General features: G+C 64.0%; 24 protein-coding genes. 11 read left to right on the top strand and 13 right to left on the bottom strand.

Annotated features, from left to right (window positions below):
- Nucleotides 1–35 precede the first annotated feature (35 nt).
- Entirely contained in the window at nucleotides 36–731 is a 696-nt protein-coding gene (gene tlpA / locus H0241_RS32260) for a thiol:disulfide interchange protein TlpA (RefSeq protein WP_181061806.1), read from the top strand.
- On the opposite strand, the gene H0241_RS32255 is transcribed toward tlpA, so the two are convergent.
- Both H0241_RS32255 and H0241_RS32250 read right to left on the bottom strand, forming a co-directional pair.
- Nucleotides 728–3,175, bottom strand: coding sequence for a bifunctional diguanylate cyclase/phosphodiesterase (locus tag H0241_RS32255; RefSeq protein ID WP_181061804.1), 2,448 nt, complete (start codon nucleotides 3,173–3,175; stop codon nucleotides 728–730). The genes tlpA and H0241_RS32255 overlap by 4 nt on opposite strands.
- A 44-nt stretch (nucleotides 3,176–3,219) precedes the next feature.
- The gene (locus tag H0241_RS32250; RefSeq protein WP_235984597.1) at nucleotides 3,220–4,344 is read right to left on the bottom strand and encodes an endonuclease/exonuclease/phosphatase family protein; all 1,125 of its coding nucleotides are present in this window, start codon (nucleotides 4,342–4,344) and stop codon (nucleotides 3,220–3,222) included.
- A 264-nt stretch (nucleotides 4,345–4,608) separates the two neighbouring features.
- Between H0241_RS32250 and H0241_RS32245 the strand changes: the two genes are divergently transcribed.
- The 5 genes from H0241_RS32245 to H0241_RS32225 all read left to right on the top strand — a co-directional run bounded on the left by H0241_RS32245 (nucleotide 4,609) and on the right by H0241_RS32225 (nucleotide 9,881).
- On the top strand, nucleotides 4,609–5,961 hold the full coding sequence (locus tag H0241_RS32245; protein ID WP_181061803.1) for an extracellular solute-binding protein: 1,353 nt from the start codon (nucleotides 4,609–4,611) through the stop codon (nucleotides 5,959–5,961).
- A gap of 118 nt (nucleotides 5,962–6,079) precedes the next feature.
- On the top strand, nucleotides 6,080–6,964 hold the full coding sequence (locus H0241_RS32240; RefSeq protein WP_181061802.1) for a carbohydrate ABC transporter permease: 885 nt from the start codon (nucleotides 6,080–6,082) through the stop codon (nucleotides 6,962–6,964).
- Between the two features lie 7 nt (nucleotides 6,965–6,971).
- Entirely contained in the window at nucleotides 6,972–7,886 is a 915-nt protein-coding gene (locus H0241_RS32235) for an ABC transporter permease subunit (protein WP_181061801.1), read from the top strand.
- 14 nt (nucleotides 7,887–7,900) lie between these two features.
- Nucleotides 7,901–9,001 carry a sn-glycerol-3-phosphate ABC transporter ATP-binding protein UgpC gene (ugpC, locus tag H0241_RS32230; protein WP_181061800.1) on the top strand — a complete coding sequence of 367 codons (1,101 nt, stop codon included), beginning with the start codon at nucleotides 7,901–7,903 and terminating at the stop codon, nucleotides 8,999–9,001.
- Nucleotides 9,002–9,077: 76 nt separating this feature from the next.
- Nucleotides 9,078–9,881, top strand: a complete 804-nt coding sequence (locus H0241_RS32225; RefSeq protein WP_181061798.1) for a phosphodiesterase — start codon at nucleotides 9,078–9,080, stop codon at nucleotides 9,879–9,881.
- A gap of 6 nt (nucleotides 9,882–9,887) precedes the next feature.
- Here the strand turns inward: H0241_RS32225 and H0241_RS32220 are convergent, their stop codons facing one another.
- The 3 genes from H0241_RS32220 to H0241_RS32210 all read right to left on the bottom strand — a co-directional run bounded on the left by H0241_RS32220 (nucleotide 9,888) and on the right by H0241_RS32210 (nucleotide 13,703).
- On the bottom strand, nucleotides 9,888–10,970 hold the full coding sequence (locus tag H0241_RS32220; RefSeq protein WP_181061797.1) for an ABC transporter ATP-binding protein: 1,083 nt from the start codon (nucleotides 10,968–10,970) through the stop codon (nucleotides 9,888–9,890).
- A complete protein-coding gene (locus tag H0241_RS32215) occupies nucleotides 10,967–12,541 on the bottom strand; it encodes an ABC transporter permease (protein WP_181061796.1) in 1,575 nt (524 codons plus the stop codon). Before H0241_RS32215 ends, H0241_RS32220 begins: the two co-directional genes overlap by 4 nt.
- 154 nt (nucleotides 12,542–12,695) lie before the next feature.
- Nucleotides 12,696–13,703 (bottom strand): iron ABC transporter substrate-binding protein, encoded by a 1,008-nt coding sequence (locus H0241_RS32210; protein ID WP_181061795.1) that lies wholly within the window; start codon nucleotides 13,701–13,703, stop codon nucleotides 12,696–12,698.
- Between the two features lie 205 nt (nucleotides 13,704–13,908).
- Here H0241_RS32210 and H0241_RS32205 point away from each other — a divergent pair, with 205 nt between their 5' ends.
- The 3 genes from H0241_RS32205 (at nucleotide 13,909) to H0241_RS32195 (ending at nucleotide 17,220) form a co-directional block, all read left to right on the top strand.
- Nucleotides 13,909–14,445 carry a sigma-70 family RNA polymerase sigma factor gene (locus H0241_RS32205; protein ID WP_112562252.1) on the top strand — a complete coding sequence of 179 codons (537 nt, stop codon included), beginning with the start codon at nucleotides 13,909–13,911 and terminating at the stop codon, nucleotides 14,443–14,445.
- A 1-nt stretch (nucleotide 14,446) separates the two neighbouring features.
- Nucleotides 14,447–15,085 carry an NrsF family protein gene (locus H0241_RS32200; RefSeq protein WP_181061793.1) on the top strand — a complete coding sequence of 213 codons (639 nt, stop codon included), beginning with the start codon at nucleotides 14,447–14,449 and terminating at the stop codon, nucleotides 15,083–15,085.
- A 200-nt stretch (nucleotides 15,086–15,285) separates the two neighbouring features.
- Entirely contained in the window at nucleotides 15,286–17,220 is a 1,935-nt protein-coding gene (locus tag H0241_RS32195; protein WP_328824931.1) for a PAS domain S-box protein, read from the top strand.
- A gap of 28 nt (nucleotides 17,221–17,248) precedes the next feature.
- Here H0241_RS32195 and H0241_RS32190 read toward each other — a convergent pair whose 3' ends face one another.
- The 7 genes from H0241_RS32190 to H0241_RS32160 all read right to left on the bottom strand — a co-directional run bounded on the left by H0241_RS32190 (nucleotide 17,249) and on the right by H0241_RS32160 (nucleotide 22,679).
- The gene (locus tag H0241_RS32190) at nucleotides 17,249–18,127 is read right to left on the bottom strand and encodes a 3-hydroxybutyryl-CoA dehydrogenase (protein WP_181061792.1); all 879 of its coding nucleotides are present in this window, start codon (nucleotides 18,125–18,127) and stop codon (nucleotides 17,249–17,251) included.
- Between the two features lie 120 nt (nucleotides 18,128–18,247).
- Nucleotides 18,248–19,177 carry an electron transfer flavoprotein subunit alpha/FixB family protein gene (locus tag H0241_RS32185; RefSeq protein ID WP_181061791.1) on the bottom strand — a complete coding sequence of 310 codons (930 nt, stop codon included), beginning with the start codon at nucleotides 19,175–19,177 and terminating at the stop codon, nucleotides 18,248–18,250.
- Between the two features lie 20 nt (nucleotides 19,178–19,197).
- On the bottom strand, nucleotides 19,198–19,947 hold the full coding sequence (locus tag H0241_RS32180; protein ID WP_023671670.1) for an electron transfer flavoprotein subunit beta/FixA family protein: 750 nt from the start codon (nucleotides 19,945–19,947) through the stop codon (nucleotides 19,198–19,200).
- 216 nt (nucleotides 19,948–20,163) lie between these two features.
- Nucleotides 20,164–20,964, bottom strand: a complete 801-nt coding sequence (locus H0241_RS32175; protein WP_181061790.1) for a rhomboid family intramembrane serine protease — start codon at nucleotides 20,962–20,964, stop codon at nucleotides 20,164–20,166.
- A gap of 32 nt (nucleotides 20,965–20,996) precedes the next feature.
- Nucleotides 20,997–21,578, bottom strand: coding sequence for a cob(I)yrinic acid a,c-diamide adenosyltransferase (locus H0241_RS32170; RefSeq protein ID WP_181061789.1), 582 nt, complete (start codon nucleotides 21,576–21,578; stop codon nucleotides 20,997–20,999).
- Nucleotides 21,579–21,597: 19 nt separating this feature from the next.
- Complete coding sequence (locus tag H0241_RS32165; RefSeq protein WP_112562259.1) at nucleotides 21,598–21,789, bottom strand: twin transmembrane helix small protein; 192 nt, start codon at nucleotides 21,787–21,789, stop codon at nucleotides 21,598–21,600.
- Nucleotides 21,790–21,812: 23 nt separating this feature from the next.
- Nucleotides 21,813–22,679 (bottom strand): SDR family oxidoreductase, encoded by an 867-nt coding sequence (locus H0241_RS32160; RefSeq protein ID WP_181061788.1) that lies wholly within the window; start codon nucleotides 22,677–22,679, stop codon nucleotides 21,813–21,815.
- Nucleotides 22,680–22,739: 60 nt separating this feature from the next.
- Between H0241_RS32160 and H0241_RS32155 the strand changes: the two genes are divergently transcribed.
- Entirely contained in the window at nucleotides 22,740–23,588 is an 849-nt protein-coding gene (locus tag H0241_RS32155) for a YihY/virulence factor BrkB family protein (RefSeq protein WP_181061787.1), read from the top strand.
- A gap of 87 nt (nucleotides 23,589–23,675) precedes the next feature.
- On the opposite strand, the gene H0241_RS32150 is transcribed toward H0241_RS32155, so the two are convergent.
- Nucleotides 23,676–24,572: a DMT family transporter gene (locus tag H0241_RS32150; RefSeq protein WP_181061785.1), complete on the bottom strand. Its 897-nt coding sequence runs from the start codon at nucleotides 24,570–24,572 to the stop codon at nucleotides 23,676–23,678.
- 214 nt (nucleotides 24,573–24,786) lie between these two features.
- On the opposite strand from H0241_RS32150, the gene H0241_RS32145 reads away from it, so the two are divergent.
- On the top strand, nucleotides 24,787–25,074 hold the full coding sequence (locus H0241_RS32145) for a hypothetical protein (protein ID WP_181061784.1): 288 nt from the start codon (nucleotides 24,787–24,789) through the stop codon (nucleotides 25,072–25,074).
- Nucleotides 25,075–25,246: the final 172 nt, after the last annotated feature.

Below are 25,246 nucleotides of genomic sequence, written 5' to 3'. Positions count from 1 at the left end.
CGCTATAACCCGTGCTCCGGAGCAGTTTTAGAATAATGGCAAACGGCAATAGATACTTCCCGGCCCCGCGCCTGATCCTTGCGGCCTTGGTGGCGGGCGTGTTGGCGGGCGCGGTCGCGGTATATGTCAGCGAGAGCGGTTCTGGCAACAACACAGCCTCCGGCAGTGCGTCAGCGCAAGCTGCCACCGGCGGCAGCAAGGACGACGTCGCCTGCGCCGCCAAGAGCGACCGCGCCAAGAAGGTTGCGGCCGCGGCCACCGGCCAGGTTGCCGCACTGTTGCCGGCCGATCCGCCGCAATCGCTGAAAAGCCTTGCCTTCAACGGCCCCGACGGCAAGCCGATGACGATCGCCGACCACGCCGGCAAGACGGTGCTGCTCAACCTGTGGGCGACTTGGTGCGCGCCTTGCCGCGCCGAAATGCCGGCGCTCGATGCGCTGCAGAAGGAAAAGGGCAGCGATGCCTTCGAGGTGATCGCGGTCAATGTCGATGCCGGCGACGATGTGAAGCCGAAGAAGTTCCTCGCCGATATCGGCATCGGTGCGCTCGGCTATTACCGCGATTCGACGCTGGCGTTGTTCAACGACGTCAAGACGCGTGGCCTGGCGCTCGGCCTCCCTGTCACCATGCTGATCGACGGCGAAGGCTGCCTGGTTGGGCATATGAACGGGCCGGCCGAATGGTCGGGACCGGATGCCAAGCGGCTGGTCGAGGCGGCGCTCGCCCCTTAGGCTGAGCGAAGCGCCGCCGCCGGTTCGAGCATCAGGATGCTGCCGCCGCGCTGTTTGATCGGGGCGTGGTCCTCAGTCGTCGGCGCGGTGACGCCGGTCAGTTCGCTGAAGTTCTCGATCGGGCTCGGCCGGCCAAGATAATAGCCCTGGCCGATCTCGCAGGCCTCGGCGTCGAGGAATTTCAGTTCGCCCAGCGTCTCGACGCCCTCGGCCAGGACCGGCAGGCCGAGACCGCGGCCAAGCCCCAGCACGGCGCGCACGATGGCCGCCACCTGGCCGTTGCTGTCGACCGATTTGATGAACGAGCCGTCGATCTTGATCTTGTCGAAGGGGAAGGCGCGAAGGTTGGACAGCGAGGAATAGCCGGTGCCGAAATCGTCCATCGCCACACGCACGCCCAGCGCCTTGACCTGCCGCAAGGTGGTGAGCGCGCGCGGCATGTCCTTGACCAGCGCCGTTTCGGTGATCTCGAGTTCGAGCCTGCCAGGCGACAGGCCGGAGCCGAGCAGGACTTCATGCACCTTGCGGCTGAAATTCGGGTTGTGGAGCTGTACCGCCGAGACGTTGACCGCGACGGTGAGAGGGTTCTTCCAGCGCGCTGCCTCGGCGCAGGCCGTCGCCAGCACCCATTCGCCGATCTGGATGATGACGCCGCTGTCTTCGGCCACCGGAATGAAGGTCGCCGGCGACACGTCACCGCGCTGCGGATGGCGCCAGCGGATCAGGGCCTCGAACCCGACCATCCGCCCGCTGCTGATCTCCTTTTGCGGCTGGTAGACGAGGCGAAACTCATTGCGCGCTATGGCCTGGCGCAGCTCGTGCTCCATCACGCGCCGGTCGCGCGCCTCGGCACCCATCGAGGCCTCGAAATAGCGATAGGTGTCCTTGCCTTCGGCCTTGGCGCGATAGAGCGCCGTGTCGGCGTGGCTGACCAGGGCTGTCGGCTCGTCGGCGTCGAGCGGATAAAGTGCAATGCCGATGCTGGCCGACACCAGCCCGCCACCAGCCGACAGCCGGTTTTCCTCGCGCATCGACGCCAGCACCGCCTCGGCGATGCGGCCGGCTGCCTGCGGATCAGAAAGGTTCGGGGCGATGATGGCGAACTCGTCGCCGCCGAGACGCGCCAGCATCTGCCCGTGGCGGAGCACGGCGGAGGCGCATAGCGCCACCTTCTGCAGCATGGCATCGCCGGCGCCGTGACCGAACAGATCGTTCACTTCCTTGAAGCGGTCGAGGTCGAGCAGCAGCAGCGCAAGATGCCCGCCCTTGCCGCCGCGGTCCATTGCGGCAATTTCGGCCTCGAGCCGGCCGGAGAAACTGCGGCGGTTGGGGAGCCCGGTTAGCGGGTCGAAGTGGGCGAGGCGCAGGATCTCCTGCTCGGCTTTCTTGCGTTCGCGGATGTCGCGCACGGCGACGACGCTGTGCGGCTTGCCGCAGTAGTCGATGCTCCTGGCGATCAGTTCGACGGGGATGGCGGTGCCGTCATGGCTTCTGAGCTCCGCTTCCTGTGCCTGTCCGCTGCAGTCGGACATGCTGGCCGCGGTGCGTTCGCCGAACAGGTCGCCGAGCAGCATCACGTTCAGTGCTTCCGGCGCCATGCCGGTGAGGGCGGCGATGCTGTCATTGGCGCTGACGATGCGGACGCCGTCGCAGACGATCAGACCCTCGACGGCGGCGTTGGCCAAGCCATGCATGCGCTCGGCCTCGAGCTTGTGCCGACGGAAGCGCAAGTCGATCCACAATGCTGCCGCCGAAAGCACAAGAATGACCAGGCTGACGGCCGCGGCGGCGAAGGCCTGCGATACAGGTTCGATCGTGAACTCAGATATTTCGATGGAGGAGTCCGGGAAGATCGACACTGCGGCCATGGCGATGAAGTGCAGGGTGCAGATCGCCAACGTCAACAGGACGGCGGCGCCGATGGTCGCCTGCATGGACGGGCGCCGCAGCACGACCAGCAGCGCCAGCGCGGCGAGGGTGACGCCTGCCAGCAGTGAGACGGCGACGAGAAGCGGGTTCCAGACGATGCGTCCTTCGACCTCGAAAGCGGCCATGCCGATATAGTGCATGGCGGCGATGCCGGCACCGAGGATCGCGCCACCGACCAGGGCGTAGTCGATGCCCCGGCGCAAGGTGGCAATCCACATGCCTGCGGCTGTCAGGGCGACGGAAGCGGCGAGCGAAAGCGCCGACAGTTCCGCATTGTACGCGTTGGGGATTCCCGGAGAAAAGGCAAGCATGGCGATGAAATGCGTCGCCCAGATGCCGAAGCCGGTGGAAGTGGCTGATATCATCAGCCAGGTATAGCGGTTGCGCTCGCTTGAGCGGTCGACATGGCGAAGCAGATTGACCGCCGAGAAGGAAGAAATACCGCAGATAAGGGCTGCCAGTGCGACCAGTCTCAGATCGTGCTCGTGCACGATGCAATTATAGACCGTCAGCATCTCGCCCCACCTGCTCTCCCGCAGCAATCAAGCCGTCGACCTGATTAGTACGGGGCACTTGAAGAATCGGTTATGCGCACTGCAACTACAGCGGGTTTTTCGGGTTGTACCTTGCGGCGATCTTTTTTCATTCCAGGCGCACGGTCACGAGCAGCGCTTCGTGATCGGAGCTCGGGCGGCCATCCGGCAACACCGCGGGCAGAACCGCCGGGGCGCTTGCCGCAAGGCCGCGCAAAGAACCAGTCGATGCGGCCGACCGGCGCCGGATTGCCGGCCTCGCGCCGCTGGGTCGGCACATCGAGATTGTTGGCGGCCTGCCAGCCATAGCCGCGCCCGGCAAGGACTTCGAACAGCGGCTCGTGGCGTTCGACGTTGTCGATCAGCCGGCCGGGCTCGGCGGCGATGCGCGCTCGCCATCCGGCAGGATCGTCATTGCGCTCCTCATGGGTGGCGGTCAGTGTGTTGAAATCGCCGCCGATGAGCACCGGCGCGTCGGGATCGTATCGGTCGATGGCATCGAGGAGGTGGCGGGTCTGGTCGGCCCTTCCGGCAGGATCGGTGCGGTTTTCAAGATGCACCGAGACGACCGTCACCCTGCTGTCGCCGAGCAGCACCTGGCCGCCGATCGCCATGCGGCCGCCGATGCGCGGCTGGCCACGCTCCGGCCGGAACCAGCCGCCGGCGGCGTCGAGACGCACCAGAAAGGGCCGCTGCAAAGGCACCGCGCTGGTCACGGCGTTGCCGTGGAAGCCTTCGCTGTTGGCGGCTTCTCCGGTTTTTGCGCGCTCAGCCTCGTTGCCGCCGCCGAGCTCGACAAACTCGACGCCATAGGCATAGGTGTGGCCGAGCCGGTCAGCCAGCGTCCGCAATGGATGGCCATTGCCGGAGCGCACCATGCCGTTGTCGACCTCGGACAGAAGCACCACGTCGGGCGACTGGGCGGCAAGCGTTGCGGCGATGGCATCGCCATGGCGCAGCCGCTCGACATTCCAGGCCACCACTTTCAGGGTGTCGCCGGCTATTTCGCGCGACGCCTTGCCGCCGATCTCGATCTGGCCGAGCGCCGGTATGGCGGCCGCATGGCGCAGATGGGTGGCGCTATCACGCGGGCCTTCGCTCATCGCCTGGCGGTCGGCGGCGGGCACATGCGTCAATTGCTGGACCAGCATTCGTGTCTCCACCTCGTCACAAGACCGGACATATTAGCCGGGTAATCATTGTTGCGGCGGGGCCTTTACGCCATTCCGAGCTGCCCTAGCTACCTAGAGCGCCGATGTGACGGTTTCATCCCGGCGTGGCCGTCGAGGAGGAGAGACCGGCTGTCCACAGGCCCGAAAAGGGCACAACAGAACTGTCACATACCTTCTCTATGAGAGCGGCAAGGGACTTGCGCAAAGCCTGATGTCATCAGCCACTCAAGAGGGATAAAATCCATGTCGATCTTCAAGCAGGGCCTAGCTGCCCTTGCCGCCGGCGCCTTCAGCATCGCGCTGGCGCAGCCGGCCGCCGCGGAACCGGTCAAATTCGATTTCTGGTTCGGCCTTTCGGGCGACCTCGCCCGCGTTGTCGATACGCTGTGCAAGAACTTCAACGCATCGCAAGCCGACTATGAAGTCGTCTGTACCAGCCAGGGCAATTACGATGCCACGCTGCAGAACACCATTGCCGCTTTCCGCGCCGGCAAGCAGCCCGCCGTCGTGCAGGTCTATGACGTCGGCACCGCCACCATGATGCTGTCGGGCGCCTACAAGCCCGCCGACAAGCTGATGGAAGAAAATGGCTACAAGATCGACTACGCCGACTATTTCCCCGGCATCGCCCGCTACTACGCGACGTCGAAGGGCGAGATGCTGTCGTTCCCGTTCAATTCCTCGACGGCGCTGATGTACTGGAACAAGGACGCCTTCGCCAAGATCGGCAAGACCGAGGCGCCGAAGACCTGGGAAGATGTCGGCGCAGACCTGCAGGCCATGAAGGACGCCGGCTATGAATGCCCAATGGCAATCAACATCTCGGCCAATGAAAGCTGGCAGTTGATGGAGCAGTTCTCGGCCATCCACAACCAGCCGATCGCGACCAAGAACAACGGCTATGACGGCCTCGACGCGCGGCTGGAAGTCAACAAGACCAAGTTCGTCCAGTACGTCACCGATCTGAAGAAGTGGTATGACGCCGGCCTGATCAAGATCAAGTCCAAGGATCTCGGCCAGGATATGGTCCAGGCCTTCGCCTCCGGCACCTGCCAGGTCATCATGACCTCGGTCGGCGACCACGGCACCGTCGGCAAGACGCAGAAGGAAGGCATGAATTGGGACGTCGCCGAACTGCCGGTCTATGCCGGCACCGAGCGCAAGAATTCGCTCGTCGGCGGCGCTTCGCTGTGGGTGCTCTCCGGCAAGTCGGATGCCGAATACAAGGGCGCTGCCGCGTTCCTGAACTTCATCCACGACCCCAAGACGGCTTTGTTCTGGTCGACCAACACCGGCTATATCCCGGTGACCAAGTCGGGCTTCGAGTACATGAAGGGCCAGGGCTTCTACGACAAGGCGCCCTACAAGGGCCGTGAAACCGCGATCGCCAGCCTGACCGCGTCCGAGCCGACCGAAATCACCCGCGGCATCCGCCTGGGCAACTTCACCCAGATCCGCGCCGAGTTCGGCACCCAGATGCAGGCCATTTTCGCCAACAAGGTCAGCGTCCAGGAAGGCCTCGACACGCTGGTCAAGAATGGCGACGCTATTCTCGACCGCTTCCAGCAGACCTATCCGGGCAAGACCCTGCCCTGATCGCCTGAGGACTTCAGGGCCGCCCGTCACTTTCCGAGCATCATGCTAGGGTCGACGGGCGGCCATTTGGTTATTAACCTTGCTCTAAGCCAGCTGTCAGGCGGGCGTCGGCGGACCGATGGAAAAACGCGTTACCTTCAGCAGGTGGACTATCGGCATCCTTTTCGCGGTGCCGCAGCTCTTGCTGATCTTCACCTTCTTCTACTGGCCGGCCGGCCAGGCCGTGTACTGGTCACTGACGCTGCAGCAGCCCTGGGGCGGCGGCAACATCTGGGTCGGGCTCGACAATTTCCGCTCGATCCTGTCCAACGCCGACTACTGGAATTCGATCAGCGCCAGCCTCATCTTTGCCGGCATCAGCACCGGGCTGGCGATGTTCATCGCGCTTGTGCTCGCCGCGCTCACCGACCGCCAGCTTGCCGGCTCGCGCCTCTATCGCGTGGTGCTGATCTGGCCCTACGGCATCGCCGCACCCGCACTGGCGATGGCGTTCCGCTTCATCCTGGCGCCGGAAGCCGGCTTCATGGCCGTCGTCAACCAGGTCTGGCCAGGCTTCTGGGACCCCGGCCTCGATGGCACTGACGCCATGGCCTCGATCATCGTCGCCTTTTCGTGGAAGTATGTCGGCTATAACTTCATCTTCTTCCTCGCCGCGTTCCAGGCCATCCCGCGCTCGCTGATCGAGGCGGCGGCAATGGACGGCTCCGGCGTCATCAGGCGCTTCTGGGACATCCAGTTCCCGCTGATCACGCCGACGATCTTCTTCCTTTTGGTCATCAACATCACCGAAAGCTTCCAGGATTCCTTTGGAATCGTCGACATCATGACGTCGGGCGGTCCGGCGAACGCCACCAATCTGATGGTCTACAAGATCTATTCCGACGGCTTCAAAGGGCTCGACTATTCGGGCGCCGCCGCACAGAGCATCATCCTGATGCTGCTCATCGTCGTGCTGACGATTTTCCAGTTCCGCTTCATCGAGCGGCGCGTGCACTACAGGTGAGGCGGATATGGTAGAGCGCACCCCCTTCCTCAATTTCTTCACGCATGTGATCCTGTTCGTCGGCTTCGTGTTTTGCATCGCGCCGTTCGTGGTCGTGATCATCGCAGCGTCGCACAATCTCAAGGACGTCAACGACGTACCGATGTCGCTGCTGCCGGGCAACGACTTCTGGCTCAACATCAAGACGGCGTGGACGACGGCCGACCTCGGACCGAAACTGCTCAACAGCTTTATCATGGCGGCCGGCGTCGCCGCCGGCAAAGTGATCATCTCGGCGCTCACCGCCTTCTCGATCGTCTATTTCCGCTACCCCGGCCGCACCTTCATCTTCTGGCTGATCTTCGTGACCCTGATGCTGCCGCTGGAAGTGCGCATCGTGCCGACCTATGCCGTCGTCGCCAACGTACTGTCGCCCTACCAGACCATCCTCGATATCACCGGCCTGACCTGGCTGATCGAGAAGGTATCGGGCGTCCAGGTTTCGCTCAGCCTTGGGCTGCTCAATTCCTATACCGGACTGATCCTGCCGCTGATCGCCACGGCCACCGGCACTTTCCTCTACCGGCAGTTCTTCTTGACCGTTCCCGATGAACTGACCGAGGCCGCGCGCATGGACGGCGCCGGGCCGCTGCGCTTCTTCATCGATATCCTGTTGCCGCTGTCGCGCAACAACATGGCCGCGCTCGGCACCATCATGTTCCTGTGGGCGTGGAACCAGTATCTGTGGCCGCTGCTCATCACCACCGACCAGTCGCATGCGACGGCGGTGACCGAACTGAAGCAGCTCATTCCCAATGTCGGCGGCATACCGGAATGGAACATCGCCATGGCCGGCACGCTTATCGTCATGCTGCCGCCGCTGATCGTCGTTGTCGCCATGCAGCGCTGGTTCGTGCGCGGCCTGATCGCCACCGAAAAATAACGAGGAGACGGCCAATGGCCTCCATCACCATTCGCGACGTCACGAAGAGCTACGCCAAGATGCAGGTCGTGCATGGCGTCGATCTCGACATCGCCACTGGCGAGTTCGTCGTCATCCTCGGGCCGTCGGGTTGCGGCAAGTCGACGCTGCTGCGGATGATCGCCGGGCTGGAGGATATTTCGGGCGGCACGATCGCCATCGACGGCACGGTGGTCAACAAGCTCGAACCGCGCGAGCGCGGCTGCGCCATGGTGTTCCAGAACTACGCCCTCTATCCGCATATGAGCGTGGCGCAGAACATCGGCTATTCGCTGAAAGTATCGGGCGTTCCCGCCGCCGAGCGCACCCAGCGCATCCAGGCGGTTGCCCGCACGCTGGAGCTCGAACATCTGCTCGACCGCAAGCCGATGGCGCTGTCCGGTGGCCAGCGCCAGCGCGTGGCCATGGGCCGCGCCATGATCCGCGAGCCGAAGGTGTTTTTGTTCGACGAACCGCTATCCAATCTCGACGCCAAGCTGCGTGTCCAGATGCGCTCGGAAATCCGCAAGCTGCATCGCCGGCTCGCCGCCACCTCGGTGTTCGTCACCCACGATCAGGTCGAGGCGATGACTTTGGCCGACAAGCTGGTGGTGATGAATGGCGGCCGTGTCGAGCAGGTCGGCACGCCGGCCGAAGTCTACAGCCGTCCGGCGAGCCGCTTCGTCGCCACCTTCGTCGGCGCGCCGGCGATGAACATGCTCGAAGGCACGGTCACGCTCGACGGCCTGTCGCTGCTTGGCGACAGCCGCAAGCTCAATGTTTCGCGCACGGGCCTGCCGGTCGGCAGCAAGGTCGCGGTCGGCATCCGGCCGGAGGCCGTGCGCCTGGTCGCGCCCGGCACGCCAGCCGCTCTGGAAGCGACCGTCGATCTCGTCGAAGAACTCGGCGCCGGCCGTGTGGTCTATGTCGATCTCGACGGTGCACCGTTTTCGGTGGTGACATCGGAGACAGTCCATCCGGTGCCGGGCAGCGCAGTCGGCCTGCAGTTTGCCGAAACCGACCTGCACTTCTTCTCGTCCGAGACCGGAGCCCGGCTCGACGTGTTCAAGGCTTCGGTGCCGGAGCCGGTGTTCTGATTCTTACAGGCCATAGGCAAGTGCCTTCCTGTCCGCTCAGGACGGACGGCAAAGCAGTCTCCCAAGGAAAAGTCGCATGAAGATCATCCAGGTCACCGATGTCCATCTGGGGCGGCGCGGCGAGATCCGCTATGGCGTCGACCTGCATGAACGGCTCGACCGCTGCATCGACCACATCAATGCCCGCCACGGCGACGCCGCCCTTTGCGTGTTCAGCGGCGACCTGACCGAGACCGGGGCGCCTGAAAGCTACGCCGATCTCAAATCGGTTTTAAGCCGGCTTTCGCTGCCGTACCGGCTGCTGCCGGGAAACCACGACAGGCGCGCCAACCTCATAGCGGCATTTCCCGGAAACCCGATCGACGACAATGGCTTCGTGCAGTCGGTCTTCGACACGCCCCAGGCATCGCTCTTGTTCCTGGACAGCTTGGCCGAAGGCCGTGTCACCGGCGAACTCTGCGACAAGCGGCTGGCCTGGCTCGACGCGCGGCTCGGCGAGGCGGCGGGACGGCAGGCCTACATCTTCCTGCATCATCCGCCGGTCGAGCTCGGCCTGCCTCTGCTCGACCCGCTCGGGCTGGAACAGCCGCAGCGCTTCCTCGATGTGCTGACACGCCACGGCAATGTCGGCCACATCTTCTTCGGCCATGTCCATCGCGACATTGCCGGCACGATCGGAGGCATCCCGTTCACCGCGCAGCGTGGCCTGCATGCCCGTTTCATGCTCGACCTCGTCGGCGAGGAGATGATCGAGCAGGCGCCGCCGACCTACGGCATCGTGCTCATCGACGCTGCGGCCCGACGGCTGGTCGTGCACAACAACGACTTCCTTGAGAACTGGCCGCTCTGGTCACCGGCGACGGGCCAGAGGGTTGGGTAGGTTTAGCTACGCAAACACATGCGCCTTGCCGGAGACTGTCAGCCGCACGATCTCGCCGACGGCCGGCGCGTCGATACCCGGCTTGCGGAGCATCAGCGGGGTGTTGCCGATTGCCGCAGCGTCAGGTGGATCGGGGTTGTTCAACAGCCGCACCGCAATGGTGCACATCGAGCCGGCAAACTCAGAGTCCGTCACCTCGGCGAAGATCGTGCCCGGCGGGCCCGACATGCCCTCGCGCGAGGTGCGGTTCACCTGCACCTGCTCCGGCCGCAGCATGATGCGGGCGATATCGCGGCGCTCCATGCTGTCGACGGCGATACGGCCGAGCGAGGAGGTAGCGAAGCCATCTGAAATCTTTGCCGGCAAGATGATGGCGTCGCCGAGGAACTCGGCGACCATGCGGTCCTTCGGCTGCAGATAGAGTTCACGCGGCGTGCCGATCTGCGAGAACTTTCCGTCGCGCATGACCGCGACCTGGCTGGCGAAGGACAGCGCCTCCGCCTGGTCGTGGGTGACCAGGATGGTGGTGATGCCGGCGGCTTCGAGCAATTCGGCAACTGCCTTGCGCATCGAGGCGCGAAGCCCGGTGTCGAGCGCCGAGAACGGCTCGTCGAGCAGCATCAGCCTGGGTTTCATCGCCATGGCGCGGGCCAGCGCCACGCGCTGCTGCTGGCCGCCCGAGAGCTGGTGCGGGCGGCGTTTGAGGATCGCCTTGTCGAGGCCGACCGTGTAGGCGAGTTCGGCGATGCGCTCGGCGCGCTGGTCCTCGCCGCGAGCCATGCCGAAACCGATATTGTCGGCGATGCTGAGATGCGGGAACAGGGCGCCGTCCTGCGCCACCAGGCCGATGCCGCGGCGATGCGCCGGTACCGCATGGCCGCCATTGGCCAGCACCTCGCCGTCGAGCACGACGCGGCCCTGGTCCGGGGCCTCGAAGCCGGCGATCAGCCGCAGCAACGTCGTCTTGCCGCAACCGGAGGGGCCGACAATCGCGGTGCGGCTGCCGCTAGCGGCGCTGAGGTCGATGCCGGCAAGGGCGGCGACCGGGCCGTAATGCTTGGTGAGGCCGCTGATTTCGAGAAAGCTCATCGTCCGGCCATCCGTTTCGACTGGACATAGAGCAGCCAGGTCAGCGGCAGCGACATCGCCACCATGATGAAGGCGTAAGGCGCGGCCGAGGCATAGTCGATCTCGCCGCTGTAGGACCAGAACGCCATGGCCAGTGTGCGCGTGCCGTTGGGCGCCAGCATCTGGGTGGCCGTCAATTCGTTCATGATGCCGAGCGCGACCAGCGCCATGCCGGCGGCGGCGCCCGGCGCCGATAGGCGGATTGTCGTCGACCACAGCGCTTTCAGCGGCGGCCGACCGAGGCTGGCGGCGGCACGTTCGAGCTCGATCGGCGCCTGGGCGATCGATGCCCTCAGGCTGATCAAGGCGCGCGGCAGGAACATCAGGGCATAGGCAACCAGGATGGTGAACAGCGTCTGGTAGAGCGGCATGGCGATGCGTACGGTGATGGTGACCAGCGCCAGCGCGATGACGACGCCGGGCAGCGCACCAACGATGTAGTTGCAGCCCTCGAGCAACCGCTGCAGCGGCCCCGGGGCGCGGATCGAGATCCAGGCCATCGGCATGGCGGCAATGGTCGCAAGCACGGCACCGGCGAGCGCCAGGAACAGCGTCTGGCCAAGCGCCAGGCCGATCTCGTCGAACCGCCAGACATCGGCGCCGCCAGCGACCAGCCAGCGGCCGATGGTGACGAAGGGCACGCCGATGGCGAGCAGCGTGGTGATGGCAGGCAGAGCCAGGCAGGGCAGCGTGGCGCGTCCGAGCCTCGTGCGCTGCCGGTGGCGCGCCGCGCCTGAGCCGACGCGGGCATAGCGCTCTTCGCCGCGCACCAGCACCTCCAGGGCGAGCAGCACGAAGCAGCAGGTCACAAGGACGCCGGCCAGCATGTTGGCGGCCGGGCCGTTGAAGGTCGACTGGAACTGGTCGACGATCGCGGTGGTGAAGGTGTCGAAGCGGATGAAGACATAGAGGCCATATTCGGCAAGCAGATGAAGTCCAACCAGCAGCGCGCCGCCGCAAATGGCGAGCCTGAGCTGCGGCAGCACGACACGTGCGAATACGCGCCACGGTCCGAGGCCAAGCGCCGCGGCAGCGTCTTCCAAAGCAGGGTCGAGCCGGCGCAGCGCGGCCGCGATCGGCAGATAGAGGAACGGGAAATAAGCGATGACGGAGACGAGCACGCCGGCCCACAGGCCGTGCAGTCCCGGCACGAGAGTAATCCAGGCGTAGGAATGGACGAAGGCGGGGATGGCGAGCGGTGCCACCGCAAGCCAGGCCCACAGCCTGGCGCCGGGCAAGTCGCTGCGCTCTGTAAGCCAGGCCAGCGCTATCGACAAGATGATGGCGATCGGCACGGTGAGCGCTACCAGCAGCACGGTGTTGACCAGGAGTTCGCCGACGCGTGGCCGGAAGACCAGGGCCGAGACGGTGTCCCAGCCGGTCTGCACCGCGATCCAGATGATGAAGGCGAGCGGCAGCAGCGACAGCAGCGAGACGATGATGGCGGCAAGCGCGATCCAGGACATGGGTTGTCGGTGGCGCGACCGCCCGGCTGCAGGGCCTGAACGTGCGAGATCGACCGCAGATTGCATCAGTTCGACCGCGCCACTGCCGCCGGGGCGGGGGCGCCGCAGGCGCGGCCGGAAACGCAATGTGTCGTCATGGACGAAGCCATCTCGAAAACAGAGCGCTCCTGCGGAAAGCCCCGCAGGAGCGCAATCGCTGCCCTTTTAGGACGAACGCAGACTAAAGCAAGCCGGCTGCCGTCATCAGGTCGGTCACCTTCTTGGAGTTCAGCTTTGCCGGGTCGACCTTCGGCGCCTGCAGATCGGCCAACGGCACCAGTTTCGGGTTGGACTGAGCGTCCTTGCCGACGGCGTACTCGAAGGAGGTGCCGGTCTTCAGCACGTCCTGACCGCCCTTGCCGGTCACCCATTTCAGGAACGCCTGGGCTTCCTTCTGGTGCTTGCTCGAGGCCAGCACGCCGCCGCCGGAAATCGAGACGAAGGCGCCCGGGTCCTGGCTCTTGAAATAGTGCATTTCGACATTCTTGCTGTTTTCGCCGGTCTTGGCCTGATCGCCAAAATAGTAATAGTGGTAGATGACGCCGCCTTCGATCTCGCCGGCATTGACCGCCTTCATCACCGTGCTGTTGCCCTTATAAGCGGTGAAGTTCGCCTTCATAGCCTTCAGCCAGTCGGCGGTAGCGGCTTCGCCCTTGAGCTCGAGCAATGCACTGACGATGGCCTGGAAATCGGCGCCAGAGGGCGAAGCGGCCCAGCGGCCCTTCCAGCTCGGATCGGCGAGATCGAGCATCGATTTGGGCAGCTGGTCGGCGGTGAGCTTGGTCTTGTTGTAGGCAAAGACGGTGCTGCGCGCCGCGACACCCACCCATTTGCCGCTGCTTGGCTGGTAATCAGCCGGGACCTGGGCAAGCGTATCAGCGTCGATGGGCGCAAACAGGCCCGCGGCTTCGACCAGGGTCATGGCCGGGGAGTTTTCGGTCAGGAACACGTCGGCCGGCGAAGAAGCGCCCTCGGCGACGATCTGGTTGGAGAAATCGCTGTCGCCGCCATTGCGCAGCGTGACCTTGATGCCGGTTTCCTTGGTGAAGCCTTTGACCCATTCCTTGGCCAGGCTTTCATGCTGGGCATTGTAGACGACGATGCCGGCATCCGCGGCCATTGCCGGGTCGCCGATCAGGCCGATGGTCAGCGCGGTGGCGCCGACCAGGGTGGAAAGAGCATATTTCATGGCGTCATCCTCAATCTCGGCGGTTCTGGTTTTGCACGCCTGCTCCTACCAATACCTGATCATCATAGTCAACATTGCCCGGCTGCTTCAATCGGTCGCCGCCCCCGCAAACTTTCGTGATTTTGCGGCACTTTGGCTTGGACATTATTTCGTTGGCCACGTAACAAATCAGCGCCGAAGCGCGAAGATCGGGGAGTGAACTCTTGTGAGCGGCAAGGATGAGGCCGAGCTTTCCCGGCTGATGCGGGCCGCGATTGCGGGAGATGAAAGGGCTTACGCCGACTTTCTGCACCGGATCGCCGCGCTGGTTCGCGGTTTTGTCAGGCGCAAGATCGTACAGGGCGGGGTCGACCCCGAGGATGTCGTGCAGGAAACCTTGCTGGCCATTCATGTGAAACGTCATACCTGGCGCCAGGACGCGCCGGTGTTGCCGTGGATCTATGCGATTGCCCGCTTCAAGCTCATCGATGCCTTCCGGCGGCGCGGCCGGCGCATCGAGATCGAGATCGACGAGATCGCCGAGACCTTTGCCGAGCCGGAAACCGAGACGGTCAGCGAACGCGACATCAACCGAGCGCTGGACGGCTTGCCGCCGGCGCAGCGGTCGGTGGTCTCGGCCATATCGGTCGATGGCCGCTCCATCGGCGAGACAGCGGCCAAGCTCGGCGTCAGCGAGACGGCGGTGCGGGTGTCGCTGCATCGCGGGCTTGCCGCGATCGCCAAACGGTTCGGGCGGCAATGACATGAGAACCGAGGATCTCATCAAGGCACTTGACGCTGACGTGCGCAGCAAGGCGATGCCGTTACGCTCGGCCTGGTGGATGGCTGCGGCTGCGGCTGCGGTGATCGCGGCGGTGGTCTTCTTTTTTACCATCGGCCCGCGTCCTGACATCATGATCGCAATGCATACGGTGCGGTTCCTGGCGAAATTCGTCTTCACGCTGATGCTGGCCACCACTGCCTTTGGCCTGATCCGGGCGCTGTCGACACCGGGCGCCTCGACGGCCCGGGCCGCGGCCTGGATGCTTGCGGCGCCGCTGCTTGTGGCCGTGGCCGTGGCTCTCGAACTGTTCATGGTGCCGGAGCCGATGTGGAGCACGCGCATGGTCGGCTCCAACATGATGATCTGCATGGGCTTCATCCCGCTGATCGGCATCGGCCCGCTCGCCATCTTCCTTTGGATGCTGCGCTATGGCGCGCCGACACGGCCGGTGCTTGCCGGCGCGGTCGCGGGCCTGCTTGCGGGCGGCCTGGCGGCGACCTTCTATGCCGCGCACTGCTTCGACGATTCGCCGCTTTTCGTCGCCACCTGGTATACGCTTGCGATCGCCATCCTTGCCGGGCTCGGCGCGCTCGGGGGGCGGTTCTTCGTCCGCTGGTAGCAGGCCTGCAATCGCCGGCAATAATCACCGATCCTTAATCATGCCGGCAATTGTTTGCGGGTTAACCGTGTTGCCGATGGCTCCGGCGCAACCTTTCCTTAAAATCGATCATCCAAGGTTTTCCGCAGAAATGTGTTGCGCACGGGGTGGCATGCACAGTGACGCGATGGAAACGAAAAAGCCTGCGGGCTGACAGTCACGTGGCTTTGGTGCTCGCGGCCGGAGGACTTTGCGCCGCCGTGGTGGCGATGCTGCTGTCGCGGCTCGACGTCAGCGCCGAAGTGCTCAAGCTCTGCCTGCTGATATCGGTGCCGGTCGCCGCCGTGGCGTTGATGCTCGCCGCTTTGTTCATTTACCGGATACTGGACGACCGCCGGCAGATTGCCGAGAGCGAGCAGCGCTTCCGCCGCGCCATGGAGGATTCGGCGATCGGCATCGCCATTGTCGGCCTCGACGGCTGCATCCAAGAAACCAATCCGGCCTTTGCCGCCATGCTCGGCTACAGCAAGGAAGAGATCGAGGCGCTGACCTTCTTCCAGATCACGCATCCCGACGATGTGCAGATCGGTCGCGAGACGATGGACGGCATGCGGGCGGGCACCGTCAACGCTTTCCACTTCGAAAAGCGCTACCTCAAGAAGGACGGCACGCCGGTGTGGGCCCATCTTGCCGGTTCCGTCATTCGCGACGAGAAGAGCGGCCGCCCACTCTACCTCGTCTCGCAGATCGAGAATATCGACGCGCGCAAGCAATCCGAGGCGCGCATAGCCGAGGCTGAAACGCGCTGGAATTTTGCCCTGGCCAGCGCCGGTCAAGGCGTCTGGGACCTCGATATGCGCAAGGGCGGCACAACCTACTCCGCCACCTGGGTGAAGATGCTGGGCTATGCCGATGGCGAGCTGGACGGCGACCCCGACCGCTGGCTGACGATGATCCACCCCGACGACCGCGAAAACGTGGCCGAAGCCGATCGCGCCCATCTGGAGGGCCGGACACCGTTCTTCGAAGCCGAATTCAGGATGCGTCACAAGGACGGACACTGGGTCTGGATTCTCGATCGCGGCAAGACACTCGAACGCGACACGGAGGGCCGGCTGATCAGGGCCATTGGCAGCCTGACCGACATTACCCAGCGCAAGCAGACCGAGGAAAGCCTGATCGTGTCGGCGGCGGCGCTGGCGGACGAGAAGGAGCGGTTGAGGGTGACGCTGCAGTCGATCGGCGACGCCGTCATCTGCACCGATGCCGCCAACCGCATCACCTTCATGAACCCGATCGCCGAAAAGCTGACGGGCATTCCAGGTGCCGAGGCGCTCGGCAAGACGCTTGGCCATGTCTACTGGGCGGTTGACGAGGAGACCGGGCAACGGATCGGCATGACGCGGCCGGCGCTCGGAGGTTCCAGCCCCGCCGACCAGAACAGCCGCGCCGTCCTCATTCGCCGCGACGACACGCGCTGCAGCATCCGCCAGGTGGTGTCGCCGATCATGAACGACCGCCAGGAGTTCTGCGGCTTGGTCATCGTGTTCCAGGATTTCACCGATGCGCGCGCCTTGCAGCGCCAGCTCGCCTACGCAGCCGCGCATGACACGCTCACCGGCCTTGCCAACCGCTCAAGCTTCATCCGCACCATGGAGGAATTGGTCGACCAGAGCCGCAAGGCCGGCGCTGCCAAACCGGCGGGCGAACACCATTTCATGTTCATCGACCTCGACCATTTCAAGCTAGTCAACGACACCGGTGGCCATGCCGCCGGCGATGCCTTGCTGAAGCGGGTTGCCGAGGCTATTCGCGGTGCGCTGGGGCCGAAGGATATCGTTGCCCGCCTCGGCGGCGACGAATTTGCGGTCATCCTGAAGTCCGGCTCGAGCGCCGGCGCCAGGATTGCCGCACGCTCGATCATCGACGCCGTTCGCAGCCTGCAGTTCAACTGGGAGGGCCGGCCGCATGCGATCGATGCCAGCATCGGGCTGGCGCCGATTCACGCCGGCAGCGGCGAGGTCGACGAGATCATCGCCCGGGCGGATGCTGCCTGCTATGCGGCCAAGGCCGCCGGCCGCGGCTGTGTTTCCGTGGCGCCTGACGACAACGGGTCAAGCGGCCAAGCCGAGCCACCACTGGCGGCGGCGTCCTGAGAGCCGCGCTGACTTTTCGTTCAGGTGGTTAGCGCGTCGGGACCGGGTGTTCGCCGCGATAGTCGTAGAAGCCGCGCCCGGTTTTGCGGCCGAGCCAGCCGGCCTCGACATATTTCACCAGCAACGGGCAGGGGCGGTATTTCGAATCCGACAGGCCGTCATGCAGCACCTGCATGATCGACAGACAGGTGTCGAGGCCGATGAAGTCGGCGAGCTGCAGCGGCCCCATCGGATGGTTGGCGCCGAGCTTCATGGCAGTGTCGATGGCGTCGACCGAACCGACGCCTTCATAGAGCGTATAGATCGCCTCGTTGATCATCGGCAGCAGGATGCGGTTGACGATGAAGGCGGGGAAATCCTCCGAGACGGTAATCGTCTTGTCGAGCTGCTTAACATAGGCCTTGGCCGCCTCGAAAGTCTGGTCCTCGGTGGCGATGCCGCGCACCAGCTCGACCAGCTTCATCAGCGGCACCGGGTTCATGAAATGTATGCCGATGAACCGCTCGGGACGGTCGGTCTGCGCGGCCAGCCGGGTGATCGAGATTGACGACGTGTTGGTCGCCAGGATCGCTTCCGGGTTGAGCTGCGGACAAAGCTGGGCGTAAATCTTGCGTTTGACCGTCTCGTCCTCGGTCGCTGCTTCGATCACCAGATCCGCACCGGCGAGATCGGCCATGGCGGGAGCCGCCGAAATGCGTGCCATCGCATCGTTGCGCAGCTTTTCGTCAAGCTTGCCGGAGCCGACCTGGCGGGCCATGTTGCCGCTGACGGTGGCAATGCCCTTTTCGATCCGGTCGGGCGAGACATCGTAGATCAGCACCTTGTAGCCCGAAAGCGCCGACACATGCGCGATGCCGCCGCCCATCTGGCCGGCGCCAATAATGCCGATCGTCTCGATCTTGGCCATTTGCAGCGATCCCGTCGAAAAGGCCTTTGCGGCCTGCTTTTTGTGCAGTGCAAACTAAAAGGGTGGGGCAGCTTCGTCTACCCCACCCTCTCACAATTTAATACGCTTTGGCAGAAAGCGTCAAAGCGCCTTTTGCAGCTCCGGCAGGATGACGAAAAGGTCGCCGACCAGGCCGTAATCGGCAACCTGGAAGATCGGCGCTTCCTCGTCCTTGTTGATGGCGACGATGACCTTCGAATCCTTCATGCCGGCAAGGTGCTGGATGGCGCCGGAAATGCCGACGGCAATGTAGAGATCGGGAGCCACGACCTTGCCGGTCTGGCCGACCTGCCAGTCGTTCGGCGCGTAGCCGGCATCGACGGCGGCGCGGGAAGCGCCGACGGCGGCACCGAGCTTGTCGGCGACCGGCAGGATGACTTCCTGGAATTTCTCCGCCGAGCCGAGCGCGCGGCCGCCCGAGATGATGATCTTGGCCGAGGTCAGCTCCGGACGGTCGGTATCCGACAGCTTGTTCTCGACGAAGGTGGACAGGCCTGGGTTGGCCGCTGCCTTGACGGTCTCGACCGCGGCCGAACCGCCTTCGGGCGCCGCCTGGAAGGAAGCGGTGCGCACGGTGATCACCTTCTTGGCGTCGCTCGACTGCACCGTCTGGATGGCGTTGCCGGCATAGATCGGACGCTTGAAGGTGTCCGGCGAAACCACCTCGATGATTTCCGACACCTGCGCGACATCGAGCAGGGCTGCCACACGCGGCGCGACGTTCTTGCCCGACGACGTCGCCGGCGCGATGATCGTGTCGTAGGCGCCGGCGAGCGAAACAACCAGAGCGGCCGTCGGTTCGGCGAGGCGCTCGGCCAATTCGTCGGCTTCGGCCAGCAGCACCTTGGTCACGCCCTTGAGCTTGGCGGCGGCATCGGCAGCGCCCTTGGCGCCCTTGCCGGCAACCAGCACATGCACGTCCGAACCGATCTGCAGCGCCGCCGAGAGCGCCTTGGCGGTCTGGTCGGAAAGGCTTGCGTTGTCGTGTTCTGCGATGAGGAGAATGGTCATGTCTTTATCCCTTCCCAGCCTTACAACACGCCGGCTTCGTTCTTCAGCTTGTCAACCAGCTCGGCGACGCTCTTGACCTTGACGCCCGCCTTGCGGCCGCTGGGCTCCTCGGTCTTGAGCACTTTCAGGCGCGGCTTGACGTCGGCGCCGTAGTCGGCCGGGCTCTTTTCGTCGAGCGGCTTCTTCTTGGCCTTCATGATATTGGGCAGCGAGGCGTAGCGCGGCTGGTTGAGGCGAAGATCGGCGGTGATGATCGCCGGCATCTTCAGTTCCACCGTCTGCAGGCCGCCATCGACTTCGCGCGTCACCTTGGCCTTGTCGCCGTCGAGCACGACCTTGGAGGCGAAAGTGCCCTGCGCCCAGCCGAGCAGGGCGGCCAGCATCTGGCCGGTCTGGTTGGAATCGTCGTCGATCGCCTGTTTGCCGAGGATGACGAGGCCGGGCTGTTCGGCATCGACGACGCCCTTCAGCACCTTGGCGACGCCGAGCGGCTCGGTCTGCTCGTCGGTCTTGACCAGAATGGCGCGGTCGGCGCCCATGGCGAGCGCGGTGCGCAGAGTTTCCTGCGCCTGCTGCGGGCCGATGGAAACGACGATGATCTCTTCGGCCTTGCCGGCTTCCTTCAGTCGGAGCGCCTCTTCCACCGCGATCTCGTCGAACGGGTTCATCGCCATCTTGACGTTGGCGAGTTCAACCGCCGAACCATCGGCCTTCACGCGAACCTTGACGTTCGCATCCACAACCCGCTTCACGGGCACAAGGATCTTCATTTGCCTGTCACCTCTCCTGAGATATTCGGGCGCGCTATAGCAGCGTGCGCCATTTCAGAGTTGTCGAAAGCCGACATTCCTGACTGAATTCCGGCCAAACGGAATTCTGGCCAGACGGAATTCTTGTCTTCTGCCGCCTAACGGTGGCGCTCTCCGTAGTTGCGGCAGCGCAACACGTCAATATGCCACGGCAGCGGCCAAACCACTCAAATCGGTTCAGTCCTGACCGGAAGCGCCACCGCGGCCCCAGCGCGTCTCAGGTTGCGTGGGAGCGGGATCGGCTGGCGCCGGCGCGGTGGAAACGGCCGGCTGATCGACGGGTTCGGGCTCGCCGTCGTCACCGGCAAGCAGCGGCACGCCGCGGCTGCGCATGATCAGCACCAGAACGCCGCCGGCAATGATGCCGCCAATATGGCAGGCCCAGGATATCTGGTTTTCGCCGCCGGCGGCAAACATCACCACCTGGAAGCCGATCCACAGGATCAGCGGGATGAAGGCCGGGATACGCAGCGGAATGCGGGCGAAGACCAGCACCCAAACCTTTACGCGGGGATAGAGGACCAGATAGGCGGCGACGACCCCGGCGATGGCGCCGGAGGCGCCGATCAGCGGCACTTGCGAATCCCAGGCGACGAGCCCCTGGAAAGCGGCTCCGGCGATGGCGCACAGCAGGTAGAAGATGAGGTAGCGGATGTGGCCGAGCGCGTCCTCGACATTGTCGCCGAACACCCACAGGAACAGCATGTTGCCGCCGAGGTGGAAGATATCGGCATGCAGGAAGGCATAGGTCAGGTAGCTCAGGCTCTCCGGAATGACGACGAATTCAGGCGAGAGCTCTGCCGTGTTGTGGACAACCGAAGGAATGAAGCCGAGGCCGAGCACGGCTGCGTTGTTGAAATTTTCGCCGCCGATCGTGGTGACGAGAAAGACCAGCGCATTGGCCGCGATCAGGCCGATCGTCACATATTGCAGCCGGATGTGGCGCAACCTGTTGGTGTCGTAAAGCGGGATGAACATTCCCCAGGCCCTCGTCCGCTTCTCGAGAAAATTCAGCGGTTCTTGCCGGGCACCCATAACACGTCGGCATTTCCGTTGTCATTGACCGCACGGGCGGCGACGAACAGAAAGTCGGAGACGCGGTTGATGTATTTCAGCCCTTCGCGGTTGACGTGCTCGGCCGGGTCCTGCGCCAGCGCCACCATGATGCGCTCGGCCCGCCGGGTCACGGTGCGGGCAAGATGAAGCGCGGCGGCCGCAGGCGTGCCGCCGTTGAGAACGAAGGATTTCAGCGGCTTAAGCTCCTTGTTGAGGAGATCGATATCCTTTTCGACGCGGTCGGTCTGCGAAGCGATGATGCGCAGAGGCTCGTAGCCGAGCGGCTTGCCGTCGTCGGGCACGGCGAGATCGGCGCCGAGATCGAACAGGTCGTTCTGGATGCGGGACAGCATGGCATCGATCGCGGGATGGCTTGCCGCCGTATTCAGGCGGGCGATGCCGATGCAGGCATTGGCTTCGTCGACCGTGCCATAGGCATCGACGCGCAGGTCGGATTTCAGCCGCCGCTCGCCGGTGCCGAGGCCCGTGGTGCCGTCGTCGCCGGTGCGGGTGTAGATCTTGTTGAGCTTGACCACGTCGCCTCCCGAACGGCCGTCACTTGCGGGTGAAATACACCACCAGCAGGATCAGCGCCAAGGCCACGGCCTGCAACAGCACGCGCGCCTGCATCAGCTTGTTGGAGGTGACGCCATCGCCGCCGCGCATCATGTTGATGAGGCCGCGGACCAGCACGATCAAGACCGCGGCCATGGCCACAACGGCGAGGATTTTGAAGACGGTGACCATCTGGCGGCTCCAGTTCGTTTCGGTCAGGCGCGCCTGGCAAGCACGCGATAGAGCATCGATGCCGGCAGGATGCGTTTCAGCATCACGCCGATCTTAGCCGGCACTGTTACCACATAGTGCGGGCGTGGGCGCCGCGACAGAAGTGCATGGCGCAAGGCCGCATAGACCACCTCCGGTCCCTTTTTCAGCCGCGATGAGCTGCCGCCGGCCCGAAGCCGCGCCAGTTGCGCGGCATAGGCGACGTGGTGGACCGAATTCTCGTGGTCGATGTTTTTCAAAAACCAGAACAGCCCATTGCTGGCGATTTTCGACGTCACCGGCCCCGGTTCGATCAGCGAGACATGGACGCCGCTGCCCCTGAGTTCCTGCTGCATGCACAGCATTAGCCCTTCGAGAGCGTGCTTGGAGGCTGAGTAGGCGCCGCGAAAAGGCACCGGCGCCAGGCCAAGGATCGAGGAACAGTGGACGAGGCGGCCGTGCCCTTGGCGGCGCATCACCGGCACGATGCGCTGGGTGAGGTCGTGCCAGCCGAAGAAATTGGCCTCGAACTGCTCTCGCAATGCCGCAACCGGCAGGTCTTCGACCGCACCTGGCTGCGCATGGGCGCCGTTGTTGAACAGGGCGTCGAGGCGCCCGCCCGTCCGCTCCAGCACCGATGCCGCAAGTGCTGCGATGGAGTCCGGCTTACGGTAGTCGAGATAAAAGGCCTCGATGCCGTCGGCCTCGAGTGCGGCGATGTCTTCCTGTTTGCGCGCCGTTGCAAACACCCGCCAGCCATCCGCCTTCAGCGCCCGGGCGCAATAGGCGCCTATTCCGGAAGAGGCACCGGTGACGATGATGGTGCGCAACTCTTTCGCCGGCGGGATCGTGGTTTGAGCAAGGGTTGCCATTTGCCACAATCCCTTCCCATATTCGCGGCGTCGAGACAATCGAAGGGAACGCGGCTCTTGATGCGGAATATCGTCGTGCTGCGCCGCGTGCTCTATGACGCGCTTGGCCATTTCAACACCGACGACGGCTGGGCGATGGCCAGCCATCTGGCGATCACCTCGCTGATGGCGTTGTTCCCCTTCCTGATCTTTGCCACCACGCTGGCGAGCTTTCTCGGCGCGCAGGCCTTCGCCGATACCGCAGTGCACCTGGTCTTCGACACCTGGCCCGAACAGATCGCCAAGCCGATCGCGCGCGAGGTGCTCAACGTGCTGACGGTGCGGCGCACCGATCTTTTGACCTATGGTGTGTTGCTGGCCGCCTATTTCGCCTCCAACGGTATCGAGGCGCTGCGCACTTCGCTCAACCGCGCCTACCGTGTCGCCGAGACGCGCGGCATCATCTACCGCCGGGTGCAGAGCATTTTCTTCGTGTTGATCGCCACGGCCGGGTTCCTGGCGATCAGCCTGCTGCTGGTATTTGCGCCCTTGCTGGCGCGGTTGGCGGAAGCTCATTTCGAGTGGATCAAGCCCTATACCGGCACGATCACGCTATGGCGTTACGTCATCGCCTCAGTGGTCATCATCGGCGGGTTGTTTGCCGTGCATTATTGGCTGCCGGCCGGCAAGCGCCGCTTCGTCTCGCTGGTGCCTGGCATCGTTTTCACCCTGGCCGCATGGCTTATCGGCTCGACGATGTTCGCGACCTATCTCGATCACTTCTCGTCCTATGTGACGACTTATGCCGGGCTGGCGTCGATCATGATCGCGGTGGTCTTCCTCTATATGCTGTCGGCGATCTTCATCCTCGGCGGCGAACTCAACGCCGCGATCAGCCGCTTTCTCGAGGCGCGCGCCAGGGTCGGATGAGTCGATAACGGCCGGATTGAGGAACTGGAGAATTGGAGAATTGGAGAATTGAGGAACTGGAGAAGAAGCCCGCAGCGCCAGATTTCCTCAGTTCCTCAGTTCCTCAGTTCTCCCCTTGGCGGGCCGAGCCGTGGCAAGCCCGACGCCGAGTGTCGCGATGGCCATGCCGACGATCTGCACGAGGCTGAGCTGTTCGCCGAACAGCGCCCAGGCGATCACAGCCGTGACGGCCGGCACCAGGTAGAACAGCGAAGCGACTTTCGACATCTCGCCGTCGCGGATCATCACCATCAACAGGAAGATGGCGCCGATCGACAGCACCAGCACCAGCCAGGCCATGGCAAAGATCAGTTCGCCGTTGATGATGACCGTGTGCGTCTCGAAGGCCAGCGAAGCCAGGATCATCAGCGCGCCGCCGCCGATATATTGCCACATCGTTGCCGCCACCAGGTCGCCGCCCGAGGCATAGCGCTTCTGCCAGATGGTGCCGGCGCTCATGCCCAGCACCGAGACCAGAGAGGCGATAAGCGTTTCCGGCGTGACGCCGCCGCCAAGCGCGCCGAGCTTCGGCCACAGCACGATGACGACGCCTATGAGGCCAACGGCGAGGCCGGCCCAGTGGCGCGGCAGGATGGCTTCGCCGAGGAACCGGCCGGCAAGCACGGCCGTGATCAGCGGTTGCAGGCCGACGATCAACGCCGAAAGACCGGCCGGCATGCCCCTGTGGATCGCCCAGAACACCGCGCCGAGATAGACGCCATGCATGAGGATGCCGGCAACGGTGGCGTGAAGCGCTTCCGCCCTTGTGGCGCGCTTCGAGCCAAGCACGAGCATCAAGCGGGCGAGCAGGACGGCGGCGATGACAAAGCGTACCGCCAGGAAGGTGAAGGGCTCCGCCCAGGGCATGGCATAACGCGCACCGATGAAGCCGGTCGCCCACAGGACGACGAAAGAGGCGGGGATGAACCGCTTGAGACTGTGCATTTTTCGGGGAAGCCGTTTCCGGGGGAGGCCGATTGGGTGAAGAGACAAATACGGCAATTGCTCTAATGCGGTTCAATCCGGCAAGCAAAGCGAAACAATTGATCCATAAGCTCGCTCTGATGTAGAGGTGGCCGAATTCAAGGGCGGCGTCGGACAATCGACTTCTGTCGATCGATCTGGCGACATGGCGTTTCGGCTTCGACAAGGAGCGCGCATGCTGTTGCATCTCGACACAAGCTGGCTGTTGATGACGGTTGCGAGCGTGGCCGTGTTCGGCTTTTTCTTCGGCTCGGCGCTCGACGCCATCATGGAGGAGGACGGTTTTGGGTCGACCGGCAACACGCTGCTGTTTACGCTCGGCTTCTTCGTCGCGATCATGATCGCGAACGAGCATGGCATCGTCCTTAGAGATCTGAAGCTCGCGGTTGCCTGGGGACTGGGTGGCGCCTTCGCGTTTATCGGAGCGTTGGCGCTGCTTAAGGCGGGGCTCGCACGCCTCTAACGGTGCATTGATGTCGAGGTGATGCCGGCCTGCGAACGGCTGATCCCTGCGCTTCCGGTGCTCATATGTGGACGGCCCCCCGCTTGCAAGGATGGTTGAGATAGTTTGATCGGGTCTCTTGCGCTCATATGTCCGGCCTTTTGCGCGCGGATCTGAGAGCGCTGGCCAAGAT

This window comes from Mesorhizobium neociceri, from assembly GCF_013520985.1.
GTDB classification, from domain to species: Bacteria; Pseudomonadota; Alphaproteobacteria; order Rhizobiales; family Rhizobiaceae; genus Mesorhizobium; species Mesorhizobium neociceri.
This window is presented reverse-complemented; position numbering and strand designations above follow the sequence as displayed.

What these genes read in the sequence shown, in the direction of transcription:
- tlpA (WP_181061806.1), top strand. Translation starts at nt 36, where the DNA reads ATGGCAAACGGCAATAGATACTTCCCGGCCCCGCGCCTGATCCTTGCG.
- H0241_RS32255 (WP_181061804.1), bottom strand. Translation starts at nt 3,175, where the DNA reads ATGCTGACGGTCTATAATTGCATCGTGCACGAGCACGATCTGAGACTG.
- H0241_RS32250 (WP_235984597.1), bottom strand. Translation starts at nt 4,344, where the DNA reads ATGCTGGTCCAGCAATTGACGCATGTGCCCGCCGCCGACCGCCAGGCG.
- H0241_RS32245 (WP_181061803.1), top strand. Translation starts at nt 4,609, where the DNA reads ATGTCGATCTTCAAGCAGGGCCTAGCTGCCCTTGCCGCCGGCGCCTTC.
- H0241_RS32240 (WP_181061802.1), top strand. Translation starts at nt 6,080, where the DNA reads ATGGAAAAACGCGTTACCTTCAGCAGGTGGACTATCGGCATCCTTTTC.
- H0241_RS32235 (WP_181061801.1), top strand. Translation starts at nt 6,972, where the DNA reads ATGGTAGAGCGCACCCCCTTCCTCAATTTCTTCACGCATGTGATCCTG.
- ugpC (WP_181061800.1), top strand. Translation starts at nt 7,901, where the DNA reads ATGGCCTCCATCACCATTCGCGACGTCACGAAGAGCTACGCCAAGATG.
- H0241_RS32225 (WP_181061798.1), top strand. Translation starts at nt 9,078, where the DNA reads ATGAAGATCATCCAGGTCACCGATGTCCATCTGGGGCGGCGCGGCGAG.
- H0241_RS32220 (WP_181061797.1), bottom strand. Translation starts at nt 10,970, where the DNA reads ATGAGCTTTCTCGAAATCAGCGGCCTCACCAAGCATTACGGCCCGGTC.
- H0241_RS32215 (WP_181061796.1), bottom strand. Translation starts at nt 12,541, where the DNA reads ATGCAATCTGCGGTCGATCTCGCACGTTCAGGCCCTGCAGCCGGGCGG.
- H0241_RS32210 (WP_181061795.1), bottom strand. Translation starts at nt 13,703, where the DNA reads ATGAAATATGCTCTTTCCACCCTGGTCGGCGCCACCGCGCTGACCATC.
- H0241_RS32200 (WP_181061793.1), top strand. Translation starts at nt 14,447, where the DNA reads ATGAGAACCGAGGATCTCATCAAGGCACTTGACGCTGACGTGCGCAGC.
- H0241_RS32190 (WP_181061792.1), bottom strand. Translation starts at nt 18,127, where the DNA reads ATGGCCAAGATCGAGACGATCGGCATTATTGGCGCCGGCCAGATGGGC.
- H0241_RS32185 (WP_181061791.1), bottom strand. Translation starts at nt 19,177, where the DNA reads ATGACCATTCTCCTCATCGCAGAACACGACAACGCAAGCCTTTCCGAC.
- H0241_RS32180 (WP_023671670.1), bottom strand. Translation starts at nt 19,947, where the DNA reads ATGAAGATCCTTGTGCCCGTGAAGCGGGTTGTGGATGCGAACGTCAAG.
- H0241_RS32175 (WP_181061790.1), bottom strand. Translation starts at nt 20,964, where the DNA reads ATGTTCATCCCGCTTTACGACACCAACAGGTTGCGCCACATCCGGCTG.
- H0241_RS32165 (WP_112562259.1), bottom strand. Translation starts at nt 21,789, where the DNA reads ATGGTCACCGTCTTCAAAATCCTCGCCGTTGTGGCCATGGCCGCGGTC.
- H0241_RS32160 (WP_181061788.1), bottom strand. Translation starts at nt 22,679, where the DNA reads ATGGCAACCCTTGCTCAAACCACGATCCCGCCGGCGAAAGAGTTGCGC.
- H0241_RS32155 (WP_181061787.1), top strand. Translation starts at nt 22,740, where the DNA reads ATGCGGAATATCGTCGTGCTGCGCCGCGTGCTCTATGACGCGCTTGGC.
- H0241_RS32150 (WP_181061785.1), bottom strand. Translation starts at nt 24,572, where the DNA reads ATGCACAGTCTCAAGCGGTTCATCCCCGCCTCTTTCGTCGTCCTGTGG.
- H0241_RS32145 (WP_181061784.1), top strand. Translation starts at nt 24,787, where the DNA reads ATGCTGTTGCATCTCGACACAAGCTGGCTGTTGATGACGGTTGCGAGC.